Source organism: Paenibacillus validus NBRC 15382 (genome assembly GCF_004000985.1).
Classification (GTDB): Bacteria; Bacillota; Bacilli; order Paenibacillales; family NBRC-103111; genus Paenibacillus_G; species Paenibacillus_G validus.
In genome coordinates, this window is the sequence record NZ_BIMH01000030.1 from 35956 (window position 1) to 61933 (window position 25978).

The window sequence follows — 25978 nt, forward strand, 5'->3', positions numbered from 1 at the left end:
TTACAGATTCAGGTTCATTATTTCAATAATTCCAGGTTTTTGTTCAAAACATCTTGAGGAAGCTTGATATACTTAACGGCTTCAACCAATTTCATGCCTTCCGCACTGTTGTAATATTTCAAAAATTCTTTAATGTGCGGTTGATCGATCGCTTTCTTCGTCGGATACACGAAGATGTAACGGGAAAGCGGCGCATAGGTCATTTTTTCGATCGTTTCGTGAGTCGGAGCTACTGCCGGAGCGTTCGCATCCTTTTTGATCGAAACGGCATTCAACTTATCTTCATTTTCTTTGTAGTAAGAGAAACCGAAATAGCCGAGAGCAAACTCATCGCCGGCTACGCCCTTCACAAGTACGTTATCGTCCTCGGAAGCCGTGTAGTCCGCGCGGGATTCTTTTGCTTTGCCGTTGATCGCTTCCGTAAAGAATTCGAACGTACCGGAAGCCGTACCTGGGCCGTACAACTTGATTTCTTTATCCGGCCATTCCGGACGAACTTCGTTCCATTTTTTCAATTTGCTGTCTTTATTCCAAATCTTTTTCAATTCCTCGACCGTCATATCCTTCGCGAACGTGTTCTTTTTGTTTACGACAACGGTAATGCCATCCAAGGCCACGGGCATTTCAAATGCTTCGGTGCTTTGTTTCGTTTTCAATTCGTCCAATTCTTCTTTTTTGAACTTACGGGACATGTCCGCGATATCGATTTCGCCAGCGATCAATTTCTTCGCGCCGTTACCGGAACCGGACTCGCCGACTGTAATTTTTACATCTTTATTTTTCTTCATGAACTCCTCGGCCACAGCCTGGGAGATCGGGAACACGGTGGAAGAACCGTCAATTTTGATCTCGCCCTTCAGACCTGCTGGAGCCGGAGTCGCTGCGGAAGGAGCCGGCGTTGCGCCACCTTGCGTATTCTCGTTTGCTTTAGTACCACATGCCGCCAAAGACAATGCCATTACTGCCGCAGTTACCGCCAACGTGCTTTTCTTAAACAACTTGACCACTCCTTAAAATTTGTGTTTGTCGCTCACAATGACAATCTTATCTCCTTATTGTTTTCGCTAATTCAATCATTTGTTAACGCAATGTAAAAAATCTCGAAATCTCTGCAACGAAACGTCAAAGTGCCGCAAGAACGCTGCCTCATTCGACAAACATTTACATGAAATTAACATTTCTCGTACAATCGCTTAATTTTCGAATAGTACGATAGTCATAGAAAATTACACCTTACAGGGAGGGAAACGAATGGTTTCATCTATTCGAACATGGCTTAGCCTCGAATTTACGCTGAAAGCCAAACTGATTCTTAGCTTTACAGCCCTGCTGCTCATTTTTGTCGCCGTGTCTGCCTTTAATAGAAGCCAAATGAACGGCATTCATCAACAAGTGCTTCATCAGAATGCGGAAATGAACAAGCAGCGGCTTGCTCTGGAGCTGAAAATCAAAACGAACGAGATCGACGCCGTTAAATCTGGATATATTATTTCCAAAGATGAGAAATTAATCGGCCAGTTCGAACAAAAGAGCGCAGACTTTTACACGCTGGTCGAACAAATCGCATCCAGCGCCTCCAACAGCGACCAGCGTAAATGGAGCGCTAAGCTGACCAACACGTCTACCGAATATACGGCTACGTTCAACACCGCCCTGCAGATTGTCCGCAACCCCAATTTGTCTCCCGTGGAGATGAACGAGCAGTTAGCCAAGGTGCACGAGCTGTCGCAAGTACATAAGGAATACATCTTCGAGCTGGTCGATCAGTTTAACCAGGCTTACGAATCCGATGTACAAGCGGCAATCTCCAGCTCGAACGAATATGTGAAGCAGTCGCAGAACACCTCTTTAATAGCCGTATTGCTTGTTCTCGTCGTTAGTGCAGGTGTGGCCTTCTTGTTGATTCGCTCCTTCATGAGACCGATCAGCCGTTTGCAAAAAGCCGTAAGGCAAATTGCCCAAGGCGATTTAACGAGCCGGATCAACAACACGTCGCGCGACGAGCTCGGCAACCTGAGCCGCGACTTCGATCATATGATCGGGCAAGTTCGCGGGATGCTGCAAAACTCGCAGCGCATCGCCTCGTCGCTGTCCACGCACTCCAGCATGTTCCGCGAATTCTCGGGCTCGACAGCCTTGGCCAACAAGGAAATTGTGCGCGCCATTCATGAAATTTCGGCAGGCGCCGAGCAGCAGGCGCAATATACGGAGCTCAGCTCGACGACGATCAACGAGCTGGACGAGCAGGTGCGCGATATCGCGAAGTTCACCGACACGATGCAGCGCAAGAGCCGCGAAGCGGCTATCAATACGCATACCGGTTCGGAATCGATGGAAGAGCTGCAGAGCGCGGCGCGGCGCTCGGAAGAAGTGCTTCATCACGTGTATCAGGCTATGGAGACGTTATCGCGCAGCTCCGCGCAAATCGCCAAGATCGTGGGCACCATCTCGGATATTTCCACGCAGACGAATGTGCTTGCGTTGAACGCCGCGATCGAAGCGGCCAGAGCCGGCGTACACGGCAAAGGCTTCTCGGTCATCGCCGAGGAAGTGCGGCTGCTGTCGGGGCAGACGAATGATTCGTCCAAGACGATTGCCGTCATCGTCAAATCGTTGATGACACAAATTAAAGAACTTGAAGCAACTCTGGGGGAAGCGAAGCAATCGTTCGAACAGCAGAAAGGAAAGATGAGCGACAGCCTCGCGGCTTTCCAGGAAATTCGCCAATCGATGGACGAGCTCTCCAGCCATATCGGACAAATTCATTCGCGTATCGCCGCGGCGGAGGACAAAAACAACCAGCTCGTTCAGTCGATCCAGCATGTCGCTGCCATCGCGCAGGAAACGGCTGCCGGTGTCGAAGAAGTCAACTCCTCCTCGCTTCAGCAGGATGCGGCTATACACCAGATCGCCCGCGAAGCCGACGACATCTTGGAGCTGGCCCAGTGGCTGTTCACGGAAATCAACAAATTCAAGATCGGCGAGGCTGAACCGTCAACGGACGGCGATCCGGCAGCGCCGGAGGCGCAAGCCATGGCCCTGGAGGAGCGAAACGGCGGGAGCGAAAACCGCCCGAACGCCGAGACAGCAAGCGGATTTAACCCGGGGATGGATCGAAACGATGCCCTCAGGGAACCTCAGCGGACAACAGTGAACACCCAAGAAGCGGAGAAAGCCGAAGGGCAAGAGAAGAGCGAAGAGGAGAAGAAGAAGCTGGTGACGGTATAGGTCCGATTCATTCGCACAGAGCTGCCCCCCGCCAGGGGCTTGAACCTCGGGCGAGGTGGCGGATGGCAAAGAGACATAAAGCGAACTTCCTGGCGCCGATAATAAAAAAAACGTACCGAAGCATGGTCTGCTTCCGGTACGTTTTTTGCGTTATTTTTCTTCGAAATAAACGGCCTTGCCCGTTTTGGAGGATTCGTAAATCGCTTCTAGAATTTCCGAAACGACGCAAGCTTGCTCCGGCGTGACCACCGGATCGGTATCGTTCTCGATCGCTTCCAGCCACATCCGGGCTTCCAGATCGGCCGGACTTTCTTTGGCTCCATCGTAGAAGTCTACGCCTTTTGCATCAAGCTGGATTTCATTTGTAAACAACCGGCTGTGCTTCTCCCCGTTGATGCGCAGGCCGTCCCACATATCGGCGCCGCCTTCCGTACCGCAAAGCGTCGTCTTGGCTTCCCCGGTTTGCAGCATATTGATGGCCCAGCTCGACTCCAGTACGATCGTCGCGCCGTTCTGCATCGTAATCATCCCGAATGCCGAATCCTCAACTGTAAACTTTTGCGGGTCCCAGGATCCCCAGGCATTCGCCGCATTTTTCTTCTGCGACAGCTTATGGAACGCCGTACCCAGTACCGCTTTCGGCTTGTAGTTGTCCATCATCCAGAGCGTCAGGTCAAGCGCGTGCGTCCCGATATCGATGAGCGGTCCCCCGCCCTGTTTCTCTTCGTCGAGGAACACGCCCCAAGTCGGCACCGCGCGGCGGCGAATCGCATGCGCTTTGGCGTAATAGATGTCGCCGAGCTCTCCATCCTCGCATACTTGCTTTAAGAATTGGCTATCCGGACGGAACCGGTTTTGGTAGCCGATCGTCAGCTTTTTGCCGGTTCGTTTGGCCGCTTCGACCATGCGTCTTGCGTCGGCCGCCGTCTTGGCCATCGGCTTTTCACACATGACGTGCTTGCCCGATTCCAGCGAAGCGATCGTAATATCGGCATGGGAATCGTTAGGCGTACATATATGGACGATATCCAGGCTCGAATCCGACAGAAGCTCCCGGTAATCGGTGTACACCTTCGCTTCAGCGGTGCCGAATTTTTGTGCCGCGTCCCGGGCCCGATCCTCATGAATGTCGCAGAAAGCGACCATTTGAGCGTTCGGCTGGTTTTGAAGCGCAGGCATATGTTTGCCGAATGCGATGCCGCCGCAGCCGATAATACCGATTCTATACACTTTAGACATAATTCATATTCCTCCCTGGACATAGCTTGTATAATGCCGATAAAGGCGCTTTACATTTAGTATAGACAAGTCCAAGGAAAAAGATATGGCGTATTTGGCTTTCTTTGCATCCGATTTTGGCATGCGCCGCTGCGCGGCGTTTCCCGGGAAATATTTTGTTACCGCAAAAAAACGGCCCCTTCACTAGGGCCCTGCAAAACGAATACAGATTCTGTTAAAAACAACCCAATGCCGCGCAGGCATTGGGTTTGTTGTATACTGGAAGAAAAGTAAAGAGAGTTGAATAAAATTGCTACACTCGGCTAAGCAAATGACCACATCGTTCCATGCGGAGTTATATAAATTTATCCCGGAAGATCATCTACTTAAGAAGATTCACGGTATTGTGGACTTCAGTTTCATCCATGAGCTAGTGAAAAATTCATATTGTGAGCATTAAGGCAGACCGGCAAACGAGCCGGAGCTGCTTTTTCGCTTGCTATTTTTACAGATCCTATACAATCTTTCGGATGAGCGAATGATACAAGAAGCGCAGGTTAACCTGGCTTACAAATGGTTTATCGGGGTAAATCCGGAAGATGCATTGCCGGATGCTTCGCAACTCTCACGTTTCCGTAACCACCGTCTTGGCGTAAATCAAGTGGCTGATGTGCTTAAACAAGTAGTAGGCCAGTGCATCGACAAAGGGCTCATCAAGTCGAAAACCATCATTATGGATGCCATGCATACGCATGCAGCAACCCAGCGTCAACAGCCGCTGAACGTGCTTCGGGAAGCAGCCAAACGACTATTTCGTGTTGTGGTAAAACGGCATCCAAAGCTAGAGAAGAAGCTTCCTCCCTTGCCGAAAGTCAAGAGTGAGCAAGAAGATGCAGAGAAGGTCATGTTGCGCTATCTCGCCGAGCTTGGTCAAACGGTAGAAGAGTTGTTGCCGGACCATGAAGGGGCAATAAGCGACAAATTGCATATCGCGAAGGAAAATACTGGAAACAGCCGTTCGCTCGTATTCTACTTTGACGTAGAGAAGTGCAAAGAATGTCCGTTGCGCGAGGGCTGCTACAAACCGGAGTCCAAAAGCAAGACATACTCCATTCGAATCATTGCTGAGCACTTCAAAGAACAAATGGAGTTCGAACTAAGTGATACGTTTAAAGAGCGGATTAAACGTAGGCCGATCATTGAACATAAAAACGCAGAGATGAAAAGGTTCCACGGTATGGAAAGGGCCAAATATCGAGGTCTTTTTCGTATGCGAATACAGGCCTATCTCACTGCGTTCGTTGTAAATGTGAAACGAATGGTTAGGTTAATAGAGCAAAAGCAGCCCGCCCTCTGACGAGGAACGAGCTGCTTTTTTAGTTTTCCAATCACTTTTACCAATTCAGAGAACTTGTTTTCTCAAAATTGAGGATTTTGCAGGGCTCTCTTCACTAGGGCCGTTTCTCTAACTCTTATCCTTCTTCACCGGGGTGGTCACGAGCTTATATCCCACGCCGCGTATCGATTCGATCTGCACCGATTGTTGGTTCATCTCCAGCTTCTTGCGCAAGGAGCTGACATGGACGTCGACGGTACGCTGGCCGCCGATATAATCGAAGCCCCAGACGATGTTCATCAGATCGTCCCGCGTCACGACGACCCCGGGCCGCTGCACCAAATACAGCAATACCTCAAACTCCTTGGGCCGCAGCGGAATCGATTCTCCGCCCAGAACAACCTCGTACTTCTCGGGGTAAATCATCAAATCGCCGGCCATGATAACCTTCTCGCCGTTCCCCGTCTTCTCGTGAGCCGCTTCCTCCGACATCGTACGGCGAAGCACCGCGGATACCCGGGCGAGCAGCTCGGCCACACCGAACGGCTTCGTGATGTAATCGTCTGCGCCGTACTTCAGCCCCTGCACGACTTCCTCTTCCGCATTACGTGCGGTTAGAATGATAACCGGCGTCTTATTGCCCTTCTGCCGGAGCTTCGATAAAATATCAAAACCGTTCATCCCGGGAAGCATGATATCGAGCACAATCAGATCGAACTGCTGCTGCAGCGCTGCCTGCAAACCGTCGCTTCCGTGATCGATGACCTTGGTTTCATAGCCTTCTTGGGTTAAATTATAGGACAGCAATCTTGCTAACGTAGGCTCGTCTTCGATAACAAGTATTTTTTGCGGCATGGGAATCCCCCGACTTCATATCTATATATACTTTAAGCTTAACATAGCCTGTCCGTGCTGACAAACCCGAAAAACTTTTAAAAACGTAACACGCTATTGAAATAGATCAATGTATCAGCGGCATCTCAATGATAAACTTCGACCCGACGCCGACCTCGCTTTCGACGCGAATGGTGCCCTTGTGCAGCTCTACCAAGTGTTTCACAATTGACAAACCGAGTCCCGTCCCGCCTGAGCTTCGCGACCTCGCTTTATCTACCCGATAAAACCGTTCAAAGATACGCGGAATGTCCTTCTTTGGAATTCCGATTCCCGTATCGGTGATGGTAAAACGAACCTTGTCGCTCTCCACCGCATCGGAACCGCCCGTCATATGTTCGACGCGAATGCTCACTTTGCCGCCTTCCGGCGTATAGTTAATGCCGTTGGACAGCAGATTGATCAATATTTGCCGCAGCCGGTCTTCATCCGCCTCCATATAGATGTCTTCAGGAACCGACATTTGCAGTTCAATCTCTTTGCTCATGGCCTGTGAACGCAGCACATTCAGGCAGTTCCCGATGAACGACTGCAGATGCACCGGTGAAAAATGGAGCGGAATCCGCTTCGATTCGATTTTCGAAAGCTCCAAAATATCGCCGATCAAGCGGTTCAAACGTTCGCTCTCGTCGAAGATGATCTGCAGAAACGATCGCGCCGTTTCCTTATCGTCGAGGGCCCCCGCCAGCAGCGTCTCGGCAAAGCCCTTCACGGCCGCGATCGGCGTCTTCAACTCATGCGACACATTGGCGACGAACTCGCTGCGCATCCGTTCCAGGCGGCGAACCGCCGTAATGTCGTGCAGGACGATCAGCAGACCCGACCACTTGGCGCTCACTTCGGAGATGGGGTTCAAGTTGATTTCGAGGATACGCTCGGTCGGGAAATAAAATACCATCTCGTCGCGGATATGCGCCTTCGAATCGATGCACTCTTGAATGAGCTGCGTAAATTCGAACTGCTGCTTCGCTTGATCAAAACGCTTGCCTAGCAGCTCCGGCGCGGAGAATCCGAGAATCTCCTCGGCAGAACGGTTTAACAGCACGATGTTACCGTCCCGATCGATCATGACGACGCCGCTGATCATGTTCTCCAGTACGCTTTTCAACCGGCTTTCGTCCTCGAGAATCCGGTTCATCTGCAGCTGCAAGCTGTCAGCCATCCGGTTAATGGCTATGCCGAGCTGCCCGATTTCATCTTTCTTGCTCACCTTGACCCTATACTTGTAGTTCATGTCCGTAATTTGCTGGGCTACGCTCGTGATCAGCTCGATAGGCCGGGTGACCCCATAAGCGATCCGGTAGCTGATCAGCCCGGCCAGCACGAACACGACCAGCAGACCGGAGAGCAGACCGAGCCAGACTTTACGGATCGATTGCTCCACTTCAGTTAAACTCATCGCGAGACGCAAATAACCGAGCTTCTCATCGCCTGCCTTCACCGGCAAAGCCGCATACAGCATGTTGCGTCCGAGCGTACTGCTGAACCGGGTCGCATACCCGATGCCGTCCCGGGACGCCGCAATAATCTCCTCGCGGTCCGAGTGATTCTCCATTCCTTTCGGATCGCTGTCCGAATCGCCCAGCACCGTACCGTCCGCTTGAATGAACGTCACACGCGCATCGGCCGATTGCTTCAGCATCAATGCCTTCCCGTTGAAATATTGAAACCTTTCTTCCATGGAAGCAAAGCCGGAGGCCTTCCACTCGACCGTCGTCATAATGATGCGCAGCTCGCGTTCCATATTTACTTTTAACGAATCGATATTCGACTGCTGCAGCATTCGCGCCATGAAAATACCGGCCAACAGCACGCTCGAGCCAATCAAGGCGATAAAAATGAAGGTCAGTCGCGCACGGAACTTATTCATCCTGTAAAGCTTCCCTCCAAGCTCGGGCATGCGGATGTCCGCTTGTCCGTCCCAAACATTTTACTCCTTATCCTAACGGCTTTGGTCAGGAAACGCCAGTTAATTTATTGTAAAGGCGCGACGCCATGAATTTTTTCATAAACAAACTGTTGATGGTCGCAAACGGCTGTTGAAAAAGGATCGACAGCACGACCGGCACCGCCGTCAGTGGACTGAAATACGCGAGCGCCAGCACGAGGCCGAGCGAAATATTCCGCATGCCGGACACGTACGTCAGTGTGACCAACATCTCCGGCTTCCGCAGCCAGAGCGATCCGGCAAGCCCGATGCCGTAGCAAAGGGCCACCAGGATGACGACCAGCGGCAGGACTGCCAGCAAATCGCCTTTCAGTTCCACCACATGCGGGGTAATGGCCGCCGCATTAATCAGAATGACCACGCACAGGGCGAGCTTGGAGGTCGGGCCGCAGAAAGGCGCCGACCACGCCTTGAACCGGTAGCGGGACAACTCATTCACCAGGATGCCGAGCAGCGTCGGAGCAACGACGATCATGACCAGGTCGAGCAGCATGCCGGCGTGGTCGAGCTCGATCGATGCGCCGAACAGAAACTCCAGTGCGCCAGGAATGACAAGCGGGCTCAGCGCCGTGTCGATCACGATCATGGCCAGCGTAAACGGCACGTGACCTCGGGACAGCGATACCCAGAGGACCGAGGACACGCCGAGCGGAATGATCGCGAACAGCACGAAGCCTACGACGTAAGGCGAATCCGCCCCGAAAACAGCGGCGCTCAGCGCATAAGCGACCAGGGGCGCCGCAATATGCGTCATCACGAACGTCAGCAGTATCGTACCGGGCATGCGCAGCGCTTCGCGGATTTGCTTGATGCTGCAGCCCGACGCCATCACGAACGTCAAATAAGCGAACAGCAGCGGAATGGCGCCGACCCCGGATTTGAACTGCTCAGATAAAAGAAACCCGAGTATCAACGATACCGGGGTTAAGAGAAATAAATAGGTTTCAATGAACGTATTGAGACGATTCCCTATCTGGTTCATGTCGGTCCGTCTTCCTGATTATACGAAAACGGGCTCTTTGAATTGAGCGAGTTTCGCGCGCGAGTCGTTCTCGACATCGGCATGCAGGCTGTTGCCGTGTGAATCCATCGTGACGATCGCGGCAAACCCTTCGGTTTGCAAATGCCACATCGCTTCCGGGATACCGAACTCAAGGAAGTCCACGCCTTCCACCTTCTTGAAACATTCGGCATAATATTGAGCCGCTCCGCCTATGGCGTTCAAATAGACGCCACCATGCTCCTGCAGCGCCTTCAACGTCTTCGCGCCCATACCGCCCTTGCCGATGACCGCACGGATGCCGAATTTCTTAATGATGTCGCCTTGATACGGCTCCTCGCGGATACTGGTTGTCGGTCCTGCTGCTTTCACGACCCAGTTCCCTTCGCCGTCCTTTGCCATGACCGGACCGCAATGATAAATAACCGCACCGTTCAGATCGATCGGCGAGTCGTGATCCATCAAATATTTGTGCAGCGCGTCGCGTCCGGTGTGCATCGGTCCGTTGATAATGACGACGTCGCCTACGCGAAGCGAACGAATTTGTTCTTCCGAGATCGGCGTTTGCAGCACGATTTCACGGCGTTCGCCGCTGTCAGCCGAAGCCGCGGCGTCCTTGACCGGCTCGTCCTTCTCCATCGGCAGCTCATTGCCTCTGCGGTATACCCATTCGGTGATGTCGCCCGTGCTCGGATCGATCAGCACGCCTTGACGGCGGAACGCCCAGCAGTTATAGGCCACCGACACGTAGAAGCTGGCCGGAAGCCGGTTCATGACGCCCACTTTACAGCCGAGCAGCGATACTTGACCGCCGAAGCCCATCGTCCCGATTCCGAGTTTATTGGCGTTCTCCATCACGTAATCTTCAAGCTTGCGCAGCTCTTCGTTCGGGTTCACATCGTCTACGGCACGGAACAATTGATGCTTCGCCAGCTCATAACCGGTCGTCCGGTCGCCGCCGATGCCTACGCCGATGAAACCCGCGCTACAGCCCTGTCCCTGCGCTTGGTAGACGGCGTGCATGATGCATTTACGGATACCGTCCAGGTCACGACCCGCTTTACCGAGTCCTTCGAGCTCGGTCGGCAGGCTGTACTGAATGTTTTTGTTCTCGCAGCCGCCGCCCTTCAGAATCAGCTTCGCTTCGATTTCCGGACGTTCCCATTGCTCAAAATGAATGACCGGCGTGCCGGGTCCGATGTTATCGCCACTGTTCGCGCCTGTCAACGAATCCACGGAGTTCGTACGCAGCTTGCTGTCCTTCGTCGCTTTGGCTACCGCTTCAATGATCGCTTTCTTCATCTCGATCTGATTCGCCCCCACAGGGGTATGTACGATGAACGTCGGCATCCCCGTATCTTGGCAAATCGGCGACACGTTGCACTCCGCCATCCGGATGTTGTCAGCGATCGTCGACAACGACAACGCGGACCGCGTGCCCGCATCTTCCTTCAATCGCGCTTCCTGGATAGCTTCACGGACGTCGGCCGGAAGGTTTGTAGACGTTTCGACGATCAGTTTATAAATGCTCTCTTGAAATTGCTGCATGATGGGATAAAACTCCTTTCGGTGGCTGAAAACCTTATGTTTGGACATCTAAGCATATAACTCTATCATACCATACACGTACGCCTGCTAGCACCTTGTTTTCATAGGTTTCATGCAGCGGTCCGGGGCTTTCGGCAACAGGTCACCAGCTTTTAATAATTTGGCTAGGGCATTCCGGCTCCGTATCGTGTATAATTCGTTGTGCGGCAAGTTTGACGCCATTAAACAGACTGGGATGATGATTGCATGGAAAGCCATTTTTTTGCGTATATGTACCGTCTCCGCTATATTGAGCGTTGGAGCCTGATGCGTAACGTGATGAAGGAAAACGTTGCGGAGCATTCGTTTCATGTCGCCATCCTGACGCACGTGCTGTGCACGATTGCCAACGACGTATACGACCGGAAGGTGCCGACGGACCGTATCGTCAGCATGGCGCTGTTTCACGATGCGACCGAAGTGTTTACCGGCGACATTCCGACCCCGGTGAAGCATCACAATCCGAAAATTTTATCCAATTTCCGCGAGATCGAACAGCTGGCCGCCGATCGGCTGCTGGATATGATTCCCGATTCGCTGCGCGCCGTCTACGATCCGCTGATTGATCCGAAGAAAAATACGGAGCTTTCGGAATATAAAAAGTACGTGAAAGCCGCCGACCTGCTCGACGCTTATTTGAAATGCGTCACCGAGCTATCCGCCGGAAACCGTGAATTTACGACGGCGAAGAAGCAGATCGAAGATACGATGGCGTCCATCAGCATGCCGGAGCTGAATTACTTTCTGGAGCATATGGCTCCGAGCTTCGAGAAGACGATCGACGAGCTGTAGACCACTCACCCCGAGGCGGACGATACCGACGACGAAGAAAGACCAGACTGCACGAGTCTGGTCTTTCTTTGATGGCGCTATTAAGCGAACCAATTCGGGAAATTCATCAAAGTGACGGTCAAGAAAAACAATACGCCGTTAATCAGCGCCAACGTTTTGATCGAGCCGAGCTGAGGTTTAATCGCGCTGCCGGATGACTCTTTCAGCGCAAGGCGCATACGCTTGCCCATGATGCCCGACAACGCGGCGATGCCGAGGAACAAGACAACCGCGAGCACCATCCAGACGATCGAATAATCGGCTTTGCTGACCAAATATCCCCCGGTTAGAAACGATAAAATCAGAGCGAATTGCCCGACGCGGTTCGTCGTAAACAGGACGCTAAGAAAACCGAATTGCGACGCCCCCGACTGCAGCTTATCCACACGATTGAGGAGAAACGGCAGCACCAAATAAATTCCCATCAAAATTGCGCTTACAACATGAATGTACAGCAGCACTTGCAGCATACGACGGCTTGCCTCCCTATACCTATTCTTAATACCTAGTATAACGGATGACCTAGCGCGTAGCAAACGGCCCCCGTCCCGCTTCAGCGGACATTCGTTATCCGGTAACGTTTGTCCCAAAAAAAATCGCAATCTCCGTTGGAACGGTAGATTGCGATCGGTTGGTGATGCGTAACGACGATTAGATCGTGACAACTTTGATGACGTTGCGTACGGAATCGGCCGATTTGTCGAGAGCCGCTTTTTCTTCCGGAAGCAGCTCGAGCTCAAATACTTTCTCGATGCCGTTGCCGCCAAGCAAGGTCGGCACGCCCATGAACAGGTTGTCGTAGCCGTACTCGCCTTGAAGCAAAGCGATCGAAGGAATGATGCGTTTTTTGTCTTTCAGGATCGCTTCCGTCATTTGCACGAGCGAAGCAGCCGGCGCGTAGTACGCGGAGCCGTTGCCGAGCAGGTTGACGATTTCGCCGCCGCCTGTGCGCGTGCGCTTCACGATCGCCTCGATGCGCTCAGCCGGGATCAATTTCTCAATCGGAATTCCGCCGACGTTGGAGTAACGAACGAGCGGAACCATGTCGTCGCCGTGGCCGCCGAGAACGAAGCCGCGAACGTCTTCAACGGATACGTTCAGTTCTTGTGCGATGAATGTGCAGTAACGCGCAGTGTCGAGTACGCCGGATTGGCCAATGACACGATTTTTCGGGAAGCCGAGCGTTTCATAAGCAACGTAAGTCATGGCATCAACCGGGTTGCTGAGGATGATAACGATCGATTCTGGGCTAGTTCTTTTCACGTTCTCACAAACGGACTTCACGATACCTGCGTTCGTGTTCACGAGGTCGTCGCGGCTCATGCCCGGCTTCCGAGCGATACCGGCCGTGATGATGACGATGTCGGAGTTCGCGGAATCGTCGTAGTTGGACGTGCCGACGATGTTCGCGTCGAAGCCTTGTACCGGAGAAGCTTCGAGCATGTCGAGCGCTTTCCCTTTGGTTGGGTTCTCAAGCTGCGGGATGTCGAGCAATACGACGTCGCCAAGCTCTTTCTGTGCCAGCATCAGCGCAGTTGTCGCGCCTGTGAAGCCTGCGCCGACGACCGTAATTTTTTTACGTTGAATAGCCATGATGAATCCCTCCCGAAATTATTAGTTTTATGGCGGGGACTGATCCCCTGCCGAAGCGCGCTCCCACACCCGAACGTAACGCTGGAACACCCACGCACGCATGAAAAGCGTGTCGTCGCAGCGCGCGAGCCCCTGTTCACGCCTACGACGACTAGAAGCGCTCCTGACTCCAAAACCTCATGGGTGACTCTTAGAAATTTTTAATAATCTCATCCGCAAACTGCGAGCATTTTACTTCCGTAGCGCCTTCCATCAAACGTGCAAAGTCATAAGTAACCGTTTTGTTGTTGATGGCCGTTTCCATTCCTTTGTAGATCAGCTCAGCCGCTTCCAGCCAGCCGAGGTGCTCAAGCAGCATAACGCCGGAGAGGATAACCGAACCCGGGTTTACAACGTCCAAACCTGCGTATTTCGGAGCCGTACCGTGCGTAGCTTCGAAAATGGCGTGGCCTGTTACATAGTTGATGTTCGCGCCTGGCGCGATACCGATACCGCCGACTTGAGCAGCCAGCGCGTCGGACAAGTAGTCGCCGTTCAAGTTCAACGTCGCGATGACGTCGAAGTCGGTCGGACGCGTCAATACTTGCTGCAGCGCGATATCCGCGATTGCGTCTTTCACGATGATTTTGCCAGCGGCTTCCGCTTCTTTTTGAGCTTTGTTCGCAGCATCTACGCCTTGAGCCTCTTTGATTTTATCGTATTGCGCCCAAGTGAAGGTTTTATCGCCGAACTCTTCCTCAGCCAGCTCATAACCCCAGTTTTTGAACGCGCCTTCGGTGAACTTCATGATGTTGCCTTTGTGTACGAGCGTAACGCTTTTGCGTTTGTGCTGGATCGCATATTCGATCGCTGCGCGGACCAAACGCTTGGAGCCTTCGGAGGAAACCGGCTTGACGCCGATACCGGAAGTTTCCGGGAAGCGGATCTTTTTGACGCCCATTTCATTTTGCAAGAAGGCAAGCACTTTCTTCACTTCTTCGGAACCTGCCGCCCACTCGATGCCGGCATAGATGTCTTCCGTATTTTCACGGAAAATAACCATGTCTACGAGCTCAGGACGTTTAACCGGGGAAGGCACGCCATTGAAGTAGCGAACCGGACGGGAGCATACATACAGGTCAAGCTCCTGGCGAAGCGCAACGTTCAAGGAGCGGATCCCGCCGCCGATTGGCGTAGTCAACGGTCCTTTGATGGCAACGATGTATTCGCGGATCGCAGTCAGCGTATCAGCCGGCAGCCAGTTGTTGAATTTATTAAAAGCTTTCTCGCCTGCAAACACTTCGTACCAAGCGATTTTCTTCTCGCCTTTATAAGCTTTCTCAACAGCCGCATCCAATACGCGCTTGGAAGCCGCCCAGATGTCAGGACCTGTGCCGTCACCTTCGATGAATGGGATGATCGGTTGGTTCGGAACGTTCAACTTGCCGTCGGTAATCGTGATGCGTTCGCCTTCTGTCGGCAAAGAATATTGCTCGAATTGTACCATGATTATGTAATCCTCCTCGTTAAATGAGAGCCGGCCTGCGCCGACTCGCGTAGTTAGGGTATACCTCAAAAAGATACGGGAGCTGCGGCATCCCGGTTTCCCTGAGTGAGCGCCGCAACAGCCCGTGTAGGTAACAGCATTATCGTGGCAAGAACCACTTTCGTTCGCTTGAAGCTCCGCTCCGATTAGCGTTTCTCGATCGGAACGTAAGCTTGGTGAGAAGGTCCGGTGTACTCGGCACGCGGACGAATCAGACGGTTGTTCTCGTATTGCTCAAGGATATGCGCCGTCCATCCCGATGTACGGCTGATGGCGAAGATCGGCGTGAACAGGTCGCGCGGAATTTCCAGAGACGTGTATACGGAAGCGGAGTAGAAGTCGACGTTCGGCTTCAATCCTTTTTGACCGGTGACCAATTCTTCGATTTGGATGGACATGTCGTACCAGTTCATGTTCCCGGTCAGCTTGCCGAGCTCTTGAGACATTTTTTGGAGGTGCTTCGCGCGAGGATCGCCGTTTTTGTAAACGCGGTGACCGAAGCCCATAATTTTCTGTTTATTTTCCAGCTTCTCGGTAATGTAGCTCTTCACATTGGCAGCCGTGCCGATTTCTTCGAGCATCGCCATAACCGCTTCGTTCGCGCCGCCGTGCAGAGGTCCTTTCAACGCGCCGATGGCGGAAGTGACGCCGGAATAAATGTCCGACAGCGTAGCTACGGTAACGCGAGCGGCGAACGTCGAAGCGTTCAGCTCATGATCGGCGTGGAGCACAAGCGCTTTGTCCAACGCTTCGATCGCAATTTTCTCCGGATTTTTGCCGGTCAGCATATACAAGAAGTTTTCCGAGATGCTGCCTGCATCCGCTTTCGGAGCGATCGGCTCGAGGCCTTTGCGGATGCGGTCGAACGCCGCAACGATCGTCGGCAGCTGAGCTTGCAATTTAATAGCCTTACGAAGGTTCGATTCCGGCGTCATATCGCCGGCTTCGGGATCGTAAAGCGCAAGACTGGAAACAGCGGTACGCAGAGCCGCCATCGTATTCACGTCTTTAGGGTACAGCTTGATTTGATTCAACACTTCGGCAGGCACCGCTGCGTTGCTGTTCAATTCCTGGATCAACCCGCTCAGCTCGGAGCGATTAGGCAGCTTGCCGTACCATAACAAATAGACAACCTCTTCGAACGTAGCGTTCTCGGCGAGGTCGTCGATATTGATGCCGCGATACGTGAGCACGCCGTCGATGATGGAGCTGATGGAGGAAGTTGTGGCTACGATTCCTTCCAAACCTTTGGTAGCAGTCAAGATAATCTCTCCTTTGTCGTTCGATTCACATAAGTCTACTATAAAGGATTTACCTATCAATGTGAACAAATTTAGACATAAAAGTTCATTATCAGCACCATAAAGAATGTTTCTTATTGCCTCGAAATCTATAATTTCCAGCAAAGCTGAACCATTTCGACGCTGCATGGAAACTTCGTTCAAGACGCGAAAGGATATTCCCCCCTGAGAAACTGCGATCAACCAAACTCCGCTTTATCGCTCTTCGCCTAAATTTGCATCCCACCTAGAAGCATGTCATAACCGATGTAAAATTATTCCCCAAAGTTTTGCAGCATCCAAAATCGATGTTAAAATAAGAGCATGACGACTTGCAAACAGGAGGTTTCCACATGAGCAGCAGCCGAAGAATCGGCATCATCGACATCGGTTCCAACTCCATTCGCCTCGCCATTTACGAACTGCTGGCCGCCGGCGGCTACCGCGTCGTCAGCGAGTTCAAGGAATCGGCCCGCTTAAGCGGCCGAATCGGAGCCGACGGTTCGTTACCTCCTGCCGAAATTCAAGCGACCGCACAAATTCTGAAGCATTTCAAACGTATTTGCGAGAAGCACGAAGTGTCCGAATTCCGCGCCGCGGCCACGGCGGCCATCCGCAATGCATCCAATTCGGAGGAGATCGTGGAGACGCTTCGCCAAGAAAGCGGCTTTCCCATCGAGATCATGTCCGGCGAGGACGAAGCGAGGATCGGCTTTCTCGGCATGATTCGAACGATGGACGTGGAAGACGGGTTTCTTGTCGATATCGGGGGCGGCAGCACGGAGGTCAGCTTATTCCGTAACCGCCAGCTCCAGCATAGCGTCTCCTTTCCTTTCGGGGCCGTTAACACGACGCGTAAATTCGCAACGGACGGCGAATTCCAAGAGGAGCAGCTGCTCGGGATTCGCCAAATGGTCGAGCAGGCGCTCGCCGGCGAGCCTTGGATCAAGGAAGCGCCGGGGCTCCCCTTGATCGGCCTCGGCGGCGGCGTGAGGACCTTAAGCAAAATCAGTCAGCGCAGGCGTAAATATTCGTTTCTGCAAACGCACAATTACACGGTGACGGCCGACGAAATGGACGAGCTCGCCTCCTGGCTGCCGAGCCTGCCCGCCGAAAAGCGCAAGAAAGTCGACGGGCTAGCCAAAGACCGACACGACATCATCGTGCCCGGATTGCTCATCCTGCAGACGGTGTTCCGGGCGGTGAACGCTTCGCATTACGTGGTCAGCGGCGCCGGGTTGCGCGACGGCCTTTTCTTCGAATCGTTCGCGCCGGGTGACGGGACAGACCGGCAGGTCGCGGAGATCAGCTCGGACAACCTGCTCGCCCTCCATCCGACCGCGCCGGAAGCCCACATTCGGCAGGTGTGCGCGAACGCGCTTCGGCTGTACGATGCCTTGGCGGATGCGGGATCGCATGGTTATTGCCCGCGGATCAGGCTTGTCCTGAAAATCGCAGCCAAGCTGTACCGGATCGGCGCTTCGCTGCAGTATTATCAATACCAGAAGCACTCGTTTCATATGATCGCCCATACGCGGATCGACGGCTTGAGCCACCGCGAGATGCTCTTATGCGCCCTGATCGCTTCATTCAAGGCCAAGAGCCGCACACAGCAAGCCATGGCGCCTTACAAGGACATTCTGCTGGAGACAGACCTGGAGCTCATCTGCAAGCTTGGCGTCCTCCTGCAGCTTGCCATTGCGCTCGACGTCAGCGAAACGCAGGCGATCGAGGTCATGACCGCGTTCACCGAAGGAACCACGCTCCACCTTAAGGTGCGGACAAAGCACGACCCCTCTGCGGAATACAGAGAGGTCGAAGGCCACCAAAAAGATTTTAAAAAGGCTTGGGGCATTCAGCTTAACCTTCATGAGCTGTCGTTTTCCAAGAACTGATGCGCATCGCTTCGAATTGACTCCGCAGCGGTTCATCGTCGCCTGCGGTTACACGCTCGTAAAGCCCGTTCGGCTGCAGCTGGCGGGCTTTGACGTTATCCCGTAAGTTGAGCTGCAAAATATTGATCAGCGACTGCTGGATGTCCTTATCGAACACCGGGCACATCAGTTCGACGCGGCGCGTCAGGTTGCGGGTCATCCAGTCCGCACTGGCGATATAAACTTCAGGCTCCCCTTCGTTCTCGAAGTAGAAGATCCGGGAATGCTCGAGAAACCGGTCCACGATGCTGCGCACCGTGATGTGCTCGCTCAGGCCCGGCACGCCCGGACGCAAGCAGCAGACGCCCCGTACGATCAAATCGATCTTCACGCCTGCTTGCGACGCTTGGTATAACTCGTCAACCATCTGCTGATTCGACAGCGAGTTAAATTTCGCGATGATGCGGGCCGGTTTCCCTTCCGCGGCGTGTTTCGCTTCCCGGCGAATTTTCTCGAACAGCTTATCCATCATATCCGTCGGAGCGACGCCGAACGCTTTCCAGTTATGCGGCGCCGAGTAACCGGTCACCTCGTTGAACAGCGCCGACGCGTCCTCGCCGATCACCTTGTGCGAGGTGAACAAGCCGACGTCGGTGTACAGCTTCGCCGTATTATCGTTGTAGTTGCCCGTTCCGACGTGCACGTACCGGTGCAGTCCATCCTGCTCCTGACGGACGACGAGCGTAATTTTGGCGTGCGTCTTTAAGCCGATCAGACCGTACACGACATGGCAGCCCGATTGCTCCAGCATCCGCGCCCAGGCGATGTTGCGCTCCTCGTCAAAACGCGCCTTCAGCTCGACGACAACCGTCACCTGCTTGCCGGATTCGGCCGCCCGGGCCAGCGCTTGAATGAGCGGCGAGTTGCCGCTGACGCGATATAATGTCATCTTGATTGCGAGCACCTGCGGATCGTAGGCCGCTTGGCAAATGAAATCGGTCACCGCATCGAACGATTCGTACGGGTGATATACGAGCACGTCGCGCTGCCGCAGCTTGGCGAACAGATCTTCGATATCATCCAGCTCGGCCGGGTACACCGACTCAATCGGTTTATACCGCAAATGATCGTAGCCCTTCAGCGAGCCTGTCAGTTTCATCAAATACGTCAAATCAATCGGTCCGTCGATCTCGAAGACGTTGTCCGTAATCTCGAACTCCTCCGTTAACTGCTTCAGCGCATAGGGATGCATCCCTTTCTGCACCTCGAGGCGTACCGGGTCTCCCCAGCGGCGGCGGCGCAGCTGGTTCTCGATTTCCTCCAGCAAATCCTCGGCGCCTTCCTCATTCAAGGTCAAATCGGCGTTGCGCGTTAACCGGAACGCTTGTACCGATACCGCGGTATACCCGCTGAAGAGCGTATGGATGTGCTGCTCGATCAGCTCTTCGATCAAAATAAACTCGTGCTTCTTGCTGTTGGCGCGAGCCGGCACCTCAATAAACCGCATCAGGTTCGAAGGCACCTGCAAAATAGCGAAATAAGGCTCGTCCTCCGGGTCGTCCCCTTCCTTCATCAGCACGACGGCCAAATAAACGGCTTGCGTACGGACGAGCGGAAACGGCCGGGCTTGGTCGACCGCCATCGGGGTTAATACCGGAAATACGATCTCATGATAATACGCATCCATCGCCCTGCGCTGTGTGACCGTCAAGTCTTCGTAATCAGCGATATAAATGCCTTCTTTACCGAGCAGACGCAAGATTTCGCGGTATGTACGGTATTGCTCGGACACCATTTTCGACGAGCGTTTCATAATACGCTTGAACAATCCCGCCGGCGTATACCCGGTGAAATCTTTTTTCGTATACCCCGCTTTAATCTGGTCCTTGATACCCGCCACGCGAACGCTCATAAACTCGTCCAAGTTGGAGGAAACGATCGATAAGAACTTCACACGCTCCAGGAGAGGCGTCGTCGGGTCCTGAGCTTCCTCCATGACCCGCCAGTTAAACTCCGCCCAGCTCAGATCTCGGTTCAAGTAATGATTCGCCGCTTCTCGGGAAGTCGTCTCCTTCATCGGATACCCATCCTCCATGCCCTTACTTTGTCATCTACCGTTCTACTTCATTCATCGTAATTCGACATTGTTAAAAGAAAATAGGTCTTTTGTAAATTTTATGTTAACGTTACTGAAAAATACGCTGTTTTTACATATGGCTGCCGATTAAAGCATACAAGTCCGGCGCTTCGCGGTCAATTCGCGTCGGCTTCCAATCCCGGTTCACCCATACATGACGCGTGCTTCCGGTGACGAGCAGCTCTTCGCCGCGCTTCACCTCATAAGCAAAATCGAGACGCAGATGGGTAAACGCCGTCACCCGCGTATAAATCGTCACCGTATCATCGTATTTGGCCGGCTGCTTGAATTTAAGGTCCGCTTCGATCAACGGCAGCAGCAAGCCGCGCGCCTCGAGGGTTTGGTATGGCATGCCCAGAGAGCGAATCATCTCCGTGCGGCCGACTTCAAACCACGTCAAATAGTTGGCATGATACACGACGCCCATTTGATCCGTCTCCTGATAGCGTACGCGGAATTCACAACTAAACCCATTCATGCCCTCACCCTCCATCCGTCTCATTCACATTGAGGTGCTGCCACAATGAAAAGAGCGAAACCGATATTCGATTTCGCTCGCTCCATGTTCATATAATTACAAAACCCGCGCACGGCCGGAGTAGATAACCCCGACTTCCGGGTAAATCGAAACTTCCGTACCGTCTTTCAAAATTTGCAGCGCATTCTCGACGCCGACGATCACCGGCTTGCCCAGGCTGATGCCGACAACCGCCGCGTGCGACGTAATACCGCCCGTTTCGGTAATAACCGCGGCTGCCTTCCCGAAGGCCGGCATGTAGTCCCGGTCCGTCGTCGGCGTAATCAAAATGCAGCCCTCTGTCGCTTTCGCATTCGCCTCATCCGCGCTGCTCGCGGTGATGACTTTGCCGGTTGCGATTTGCGTCCCGATGCCTTGACCCTTGGCGATCATCTCGCCGATCTGGTGCACTTTAATCAAGTTCGTCGTTCCGGAGCGGCCAACCGGAACGCCCGCTGTGATGACGACGATATCGCCCAGGCTCACGTATCCCGCTCTCACGCTCGTATCGACGGCCAGTTCGAACAATTGGTCAGTCGACGTGCACGACTCGCCCTTCAACGGCACGACGCCCCATACGAGCGACAGGCGGCGCAGTACACGCTCGTCCGGCGTAACCGCGATGACCGGCGCTTTCGGCCGGTACTTGGACACCATACGCGCCGTATAACCGCTCTCGGTCGCCGTAAGGATCGCGCGCGCATCCAGATCGAGCGCGGAGTTAGCAACCGCTTGGCTGATCGCTTCGGTTACGGTCGTTTGCTGCGCATTGCTTTGGCGGATGAAAATTTCGCGGTGCTCCAGCGCCGCCTCCGCACGCTCGGCGATGCGCGCCATCGTCAGCACGGACTCGACCGGATATTTCCCGGCCGCCGTCTCGCCGGACAGCATCACCGCGTCGGTGCCGTCGAAAATCGCGTTCGCGACGTCGCTCGCTTCCGCACGCGTCGGACGGGGGTTGCGCTGCATCGAGTCGAGCATCATCGTCGCAGTGATGACCGGCTTGCCCGCTTGGTTACACTTCTTGATCATCGCCTTCTGTACGATCGGCACGTCTTCGGCCGGAATTTCCACGCCGAGGTCGCCGCGCGCAACCATCAGGCCGTCGGACACCTCCAGAATTTCGTCGAGGTTCTCGACACCTTCCTGGTTTTCGATTTTCGAAATGATTTGAATATGGGTCGCGTTGTGGCGCTCCAAAATTTCACGGATTTCGATCACGTCGCTCGCCTTCCGCACGAAAGAAGCTGCGATGAAATCGACGCCCTGCTGAATGCCGAACACGATATCGTTCGCGTCTTTCTCTGTAATCCCCGGCAGGTTGATTTTCACGCCCGGCACGTTAACGCCTTTCTTGCCGCCCAGCAATCCGCCGTTCTTGATGCGGCATACGATATCGGTGCCTCGGATGTCTTCGACCGTCAACCCGATCAAGCCGTCGTCAATCAGGATGGTGGAGCCGATCTTCACGTCTTTGTACAAATCCCGATACGTGATGTACACGCGCTGTGCGTCGCCTACGATTTCTTCGGTCGTGAGCGTGATCAGCTGGTCCTGCACAAGCTCAACCTTCTGGTCGTCTTTCAGCTTGCCTGTACGGATTTCCGGCCCTTTGGTATCAAGCAGAATGGCAATGTCGCTTCTACCCAGCTCTTGGCACGCCTGACGCACGTTCTTGATCCGGTTGCCGTGCTCCTCGAAGTCGCCGTGAGAGAAGTTGAGACGGGCGACGTTCATTCCCGCTCCGATTAATTTCTTAAACATATCCAGCGATTCGCTCACCGGGCCGATCGTACATACAATTTTCGTTCTACGCATGGTTTCCCTCCTGGATGGTCGTAAAGCGTCCTATCTGTCTAAACTTTCGATAACGGTCTTCCACAAGCTCTTCCTCGTTCAGCTTGAGCAATTCCTGCAAATGCCTCCACAACGTTTGCTTGATCGCCTCGGCCTGCATGACAACGTCCCGATGGGCGCCGCCTTTCGGTTCCGGGATGATCTCATCAATCACGTCCAGCTTCAGAATTTCGTCGGCCGTAATTTTCATCGCTTCGGCCGCCTCCATTGATTTCGAAGCATCTTTATACAAAATCGAGGCCGCCCCTTCCGGACTGATGACCGAATAGATGGCGTTCTCGAGCATAAACACACGGTTGCCGACCCCGAGCGCAAGCGCTCCGCCGCTGCCGCCTTCACCGATGACGACACACAGGATCGGCACGCGCATCGAAGCCATTTCAAGCAAATTGCGCGCGATCGCTTCCCCTTGGCCGCGCTCTTCGGCGGCGTTGCCCGGGTAAGCTCCCTTCGTATCGATAAAGGTAATGATCGGCCGCTTGAACTTATCGGCTTGTCTCATCATACGCAGCGCTTTACGGAAGCCCTCCGGATGCGGACTGCCAAAGTGACGGGCGATGTTGTCCTTGGTGTCTTTCCCTTTCTGATGACCGACAACCGTTACGGGAATGCCGTTGAAACGGGCAATGCCGCCTACTATGGCAAGGTCGTCGCCATAGAGACGGTCACCGTGAAGTTCGATGAAGTCGGTAAACAAATGCTGGATGTAATCCAGCGTCGTCGGCCGCTGCGCGTGGCGAGCGACCTGCATTTTTTGCCGGGTCGACATGCTGGCGTACAGCTCGGCCTCGAGCTCCGCAAGACGATGCTCCAAGCGGGCAATTTCTTCAGAGAAATCGATCTGCTTATCCCGGCTGAATTTGCGCAGCTCCTCGATTTTGGCGCGAAGCTCCACAAGCGGCTGCTCAAAGGGCATTTCACTTGCCATTCGCGACTTCCTCCTTTACGGTATGCATGCTAAGAAGCTTGGCCAGCATGCTGCGCAAATCTTTGCGGTGCGCCACCAAGTCCACTTGTCCATGTTTCAGGTTGAATTCCGACGTCTGGAAATTGTCCGGAAGCTTCTGACGAATCGTCTGCTCGATGACACGCCGTCCCGTAAAACCGAAAGCCGCTCCAGGCTCGGCGATGATATAATCGCCGAGCATCGCGAAGCTCGCCGATACGCCGCCGAAGGTCGGATCGGTAATGACCGATATGTAAAGTCCGCCCCGCTCGTTCAGCTTGGACAATGCCGCGCTCGTCTTGGCCATCTGCATCAAGCTTAGAATGCTCTCCTGCATCCGCGCGCCGCCCGATGTCGAGAAGATGATGACCGGCCGCTGATGCTCCATCGCGTACTCAATCGCTCTCGTTACTTTCTCCCCGACGACCGAGCCGAGCGAACCGCCCATAAAGTCGAAGCTCATCGCCGCCACGACTACCGGATGTCCGCCGATCCGGCCCTCGCCCGTGATCACCGCATCCTGCATACCGGTGGATTCCATCGCCTTGCTGTATTTACTCGCATAATCCGGAAACTGGAGCGGATCGACCGACACGATCTCACTGTCGAACTCGGTAAACTCGCCGTCGTCCATCGTCATCTGAATGCGCTCCACCGCATTCAGCCTGTAATGGTAATCGCACGACGAACACACCTTCAAGTTTTTATCCAGCTCTTTGTTGTATTGAATCGTACCACACTGCGGGCACTTATTCATCAATCCTTCGGGAATTTCGCGTCTCGGCCGTTCTTCGGGCACGTCGATGCCCCCGTCGAGCGGGAGCTTGACACTAGGCCTGTCCGCCGAAGGAACCGTGGCATACTTCCTTTTCTTCTGAAACAAGTCTTTGAATTGCACGACTACACCTCGCCTTACCGTTGTTGGACTTGTCCGTGCTTGCCGCCAGCTGCCTTGGACGTGCTGGTTAAGATCTATGCAAAATGGTATTCAGCACCTCTTGTACTTCTTCCAATTCGCCTTCGGGAACTAAAATTTCAAATTGATTTTTGGTCATATTAATAGCCCGAACTTGTACCAGAAAGCCTTCTTCCGTTAGCTTTTGCTTGATTCTATCAGCAATTTTCGCGGTTGGAGCGATATAGATCACGGTCCACATGAAACAAGACCTCCCGAACATAATGGAATAATGATATCATAACTCCACTTTTTCCCGCAACCGAGGTTGTGACGCTGCAAGTGGGGCTTGTCCCTGCGAAAATGCCGGAAAACGGGCAAAAAACGATTCGCCCGTTACGTTTGTCCATCCAATTCGTCTTGATGCTTATGCGCGATACGGGCCGAAGCGGCGGCCGCAAGACCTGCCACCAAGTCGTCCAGGAAGACGTGAATGCTCGTCGAATGATCGTTCAAATCCCGGATAATGCCGTTTTTTTTCTTATCCAAGTACCCGAAGCTCGTCAAACCGATCATGCCGTACACATGCACGATGCCAAGCGCCAGCGTTTCGTCGACGCCGTAGAGCGACTCGTCCTGTTCCATCAGCTGCTGCAGCGGATCGGGCAGCAGCTTCTGCTCGGCCAGCTCGTCGAGCGCGATACCGGTGTACAGCACATACTGCACCTCGCGCTTGGCCAGCACGGCCAGCACGCTTTCGATGCAAGCCTCCTTGGACAATGCCGGGTTATACGGAACCTGCAGCTCGTGCACGATATCGGCGATCCGATCGACGGTCACCCCGCGCTTTTCCAACCATTCCACGATAGGTAGATGCGACATAACAACAACGCCTCCTTCGATACATTCGTAACACACGGGCAGCCTGCAAGCGGCGCAGCAGCGCAGGTTGCAGCTTGGGTTACTAAATGTATGCGAAGAAGGCGATCATTATTTCACCTTTACACTTTGTTCACCTAACAACTCTTCGATTCGTGAGAAAAGGGCCGGAGACGGCTTCACGTTATATTCGCCGGAGAGACCGAGCGTTTTTTGCGTCTTCTCGTAATAGAGGACGACCGGCACCGGGCCGTGATGCTCGGCGATCAGCCGCTTCAGCGCCGCCAGCACGGCCGGCTGCTCGCGGTCGGCGGCGATGCGCACGTACACGCGCTGTCCGGCCGGCTGCGGGCGCCGGGCCGCTGCCTGGCCACCCTGCGGCGGGTGGTGCGCCGGCTCGGGCACGGACGCCTGCGGACGGCGCTGCGCCGGA

The 25978-nt window shown here is 53.7% G+C and carries 21 protein-coding genes and 1 pseudogene; 4 read left to right on the forward strand and 18 right to left on the reverse strand.

Translation table 11 applies throughout. From position 1 onward, the window contains the following. Positions 1-17: 17 nt before the first annotated feature. A complete protein-coding gene (locus PVA01S_RS17890) occupies positions 18-998 on the reverse strand; it encodes a PstS family phosphate ABC transporter substrate-binding protein (RefSeq protein ID WP_230876342.1) in 981 nt (326 codons plus the stop codon). Positions 999-1251: 253 nt separating this feature from the next. Between PVA01S_RS17890 and PVA01S_RS17895 the strand changes: the two genes are divergently transcribed. Next, positions 1252-3228 (forward strand): methyl-accepting chemotaxis protein, encoded by a 1977-nt coding sequence (locus tag PVA01S_RS17895; protein WP_127608736.1) that lies wholly within the window; start codon positions 1252-1254, stop codon positions 3226-3228. 150 nt (positions 3229-3378) lie between these two features. Here the strand turns inward: PVA01S_RS17895 and PVA01S_RS17900 are convergent, their stop codons facing one another. Continuing rightward, on the reverse strand, positions 3379-4467 hold the full coding sequence (locus tag PVA01S_RS17900; RefSeq protein WP_127608737.1) for a Gfo/Idh/MocA family protein: 1089 nt from the start codon (positions 4465-4467) through the stop codon (positions 3379-3381). 289 nt (positions 4468-4756) lie between these two features. Here PVA01S_RS17900 and PVA01S_RS17905 point away from each other — a divergent pair. After that, a pseudogene (locus PVA01S_RS17905) lies at positions 4757-5803 on the forward strand (transposase). Positions 5804-5911: 108 nt separating this feature from the next. Here PVA01S_RS17905 and PVA01S_RS17910 read toward each other — a convergent pair. The 4 genes from PVA01S_RS17910 to PVA01S_RS17925 form a co-directional block, all read right to left on the reverse strand. Further along, entirely contained in the window at positions 5912-6637 is a 726-nt protein-coding gene (locus tag PVA01S_RS17910; RefSeq protein WP_127608738.1) for a response regulator transcription factor, read from the reverse strand. A gap of 106 nt (positions 6638-6743) precedes the next feature. Further along, positions 6744-8546 (reverse strand): two-component system histidine kinase PnpS, encoded by a 1803-nt coding sequence (gene pnpS, locus PVA01S_RS17915; protein ID WP_127608739.1) that lies wholly within the window; start codon positions 8544-8546, stop codon positions 6744-6746. An 85-nt stretch (positions 8547-8631) separates the two neighbouring features. Continuing rightward, complete coding sequence (locus tag PVA01S_RS17920; RefSeq protein WP_127608740.1) at positions 8632-9606, reverse strand: bile acid:sodium symporter family protein; 975 nt, start codon at positions 9604-9606, stop codon at positions 8632-8634. Between the two features lie 18 nt (positions 9607-9624). Continuing rightward, positions 9625-11172, reverse strand: a complete 1548-nt coding sequence (locus PVA01S_RS17925) for a fumarate hydratase (RefSeq protein ID WP_127608741.1) — start codon at positions 11170-11172, stop codon at positions 9625-9627. A gap of 246 nt (positions 11173-11418) precedes the next feature. On the opposite strand from PVA01S_RS17925, the gene yfbR reads away from it, so the two are divergent. Further along, the gene (yfbR, locus tag PVA01S_RS17930; RefSeq protein ID WP_127608742.1) at positions 11419-12003 is read left to right on the forward strand and encodes a 5'-deoxynucleotidase; all 585 of its coding nucleotides are present in this window, start codon (positions 11419-11421) and stop codon (positions 12001-12003) included. An 80-nt stretch (positions 12004-12083) separates the two neighbouring features. Here the strand turns inward: yfbR and PVA01S_RS17935 are convergent, their stop codons facing one another. The 4 genes from PVA01S_RS17935 to citZ all read right to left on the reverse strand — a co-directional run bounded on the left by PVA01S_RS17935 (position 12084) and on the right by citZ (position 16422). Next, a complete protein-coding gene (locus PVA01S_RS17935) occupies positions 12084-12512 on the reverse strand; it encodes a hypothetical protein (RefSeq protein WP_054797442.1) in 429 nt (142 codons plus the stop codon). A 181-nt stretch (positions 12513-12693) separates the two neighbouring features. After that, a complete protein-coding gene (gene mdh, locus PVA01S_RS17940) occupies positions 12694-13635 on the reverse strand; it encodes a malate dehydrogenase (protein ID WP_127608743.1) in 942 nt (313 codons plus the stop codon). Positions 13636-13825: 190 nt separating this feature from the next. Further along, a complete protein-coding gene (gene icd / locus PVA01S_RS17945; RefSeq protein ID WP_127608744.1) occupies positions 13826-15121 on the reverse strand; it encodes an NADP-dependent isocitrate dehydrogenase in 1296 nt (431 codons plus the stop codon). A gap of 185 nt (positions 15122-15306) precedes the next feature. After that, positions 15307-16422, reverse strand: a complete 1116-nt coding sequence (gene citZ / locus PVA01S_RS17950; RefSeq protein WP_127608745.1) for a citrate synthase — start codon at positions 16420-16422, stop codon at positions 15307-15309. 371 nt (positions 16423-16793) lie between these two features. Here citZ and PVA01S_RS17955 point away from each other — a divergent pair, with 371 nt between their 5' ends. Continuing rightward, positions 16794-18335, forward strand: a complete 1542-nt coding sequence (locus tag PVA01S_RS17955; RefSeq protein ID WP_127608746.1) for a Ppx/GppA phosphatase family protein — start codon at positions 16794-16796, stop codon at positions 18333-18335. Here the strand turns inward: PVA01S_RS17955 and PVA01S_RS17960 are convergent. From PVA01S_RS17960 to PVA01S_RS17995, 8 genes are all read right to left on the reverse strand, one after another. Next, positions 18301-20391 carry an RNA degradosome polyphosphate kinase gene (locus tag PVA01S_RS17960; RefSeq protein ID WP_127608747.1) on the reverse strand — a complete coding sequence of 697 codons (2091 nt, stop codon included), beginning with the start codon at positions 20389-20391 and terminating at the stop codon, positions 18301-18303. The genes PVA01S_RS17955 and PVA01S_RS17960 overlap by 35 nt on opposite strands. Before the next feature lie 130 nt (positions 20392-20521). After that, entirely contained in the window at positions 20522-20929 is a 408-nt protein-coding gene (locus PVA01S_RS17965; protein WP_230876343.1) for an acyl-CoA thioesterase, read from the reverse strand. Positions 20930-21025: 96 nt separating this feature from the next. After that, positions 21026-22786: a pyruvate kinase gene (gene pyk / locus PVA01S_RS17970; protein ID WP_054797440.1), complete on the reverse strand. Its 1761-nt coding sequence runs from the start codon at positions 22784-22786 to the stop codon at positions 21026-21028. Further along, positions 22779-23753 (reverse strand): acetyl-CoA carboxylase carboxyl transferase subunit alpha, encoded by a 975-nt coding sequence (accA, locus tag PVA01S_RS17975; RefSeq protein WP_127608748.1) that lies wholly within the window; start codon positions 23751-23753, stop codon positions 22779-22781. The genes pyk and accA overlap by 8 nt, the downstream gene beginning before the upstream one ends. Continuing rightward, a complete protein-coding gene (gene accD / locus PVA01S_RS17980) occupies positions 23743-24669 on the reverse strand; it encodes an acetyl-CoA carboxylase, carboxyltransferase subunit beta (protein WP_054797439.1) in 927 nt (308 codons plus the stop codon). The genes accA and accD overlap by 11 nt, the downstream gene beginning before the upstream one ends. A 67-nt stretch (positions 24670-24736) precedes the next feature. Beyond that, the gene (locus PVA01S_RS17985) at positions 24737-24928 is read right to left on the reverse strand and encodes a hypothetical protein (RefSeq protein ID WP_054797438.1); all 192 of its coding nucleotides are present in this window, start codon (positions 24926-24928) and stop codon (positions 24737-24739) included. Positions 24929-25062: 134 nt separating this feature from the next. Continuing rightward, a complete protein-coding gene (locus PVA01S_RS17990) occupies positions 25063-25548 on the reverse strand; it encodes a phosphatidylglycerophosphatase A family protein (protein WP_127608749.1) in 486 nt (161 codons plus the stop codon). Between the two features lie 108 nt (positions 25549-25656). Then, positions 25657-25978 (reverse strand): hypothetical protein (locus tag PVA01S_RS17995; RefSeq protein ID WP_218029646.1); only part of this gene is annotated, 322 nt, incomplete at its 5' end.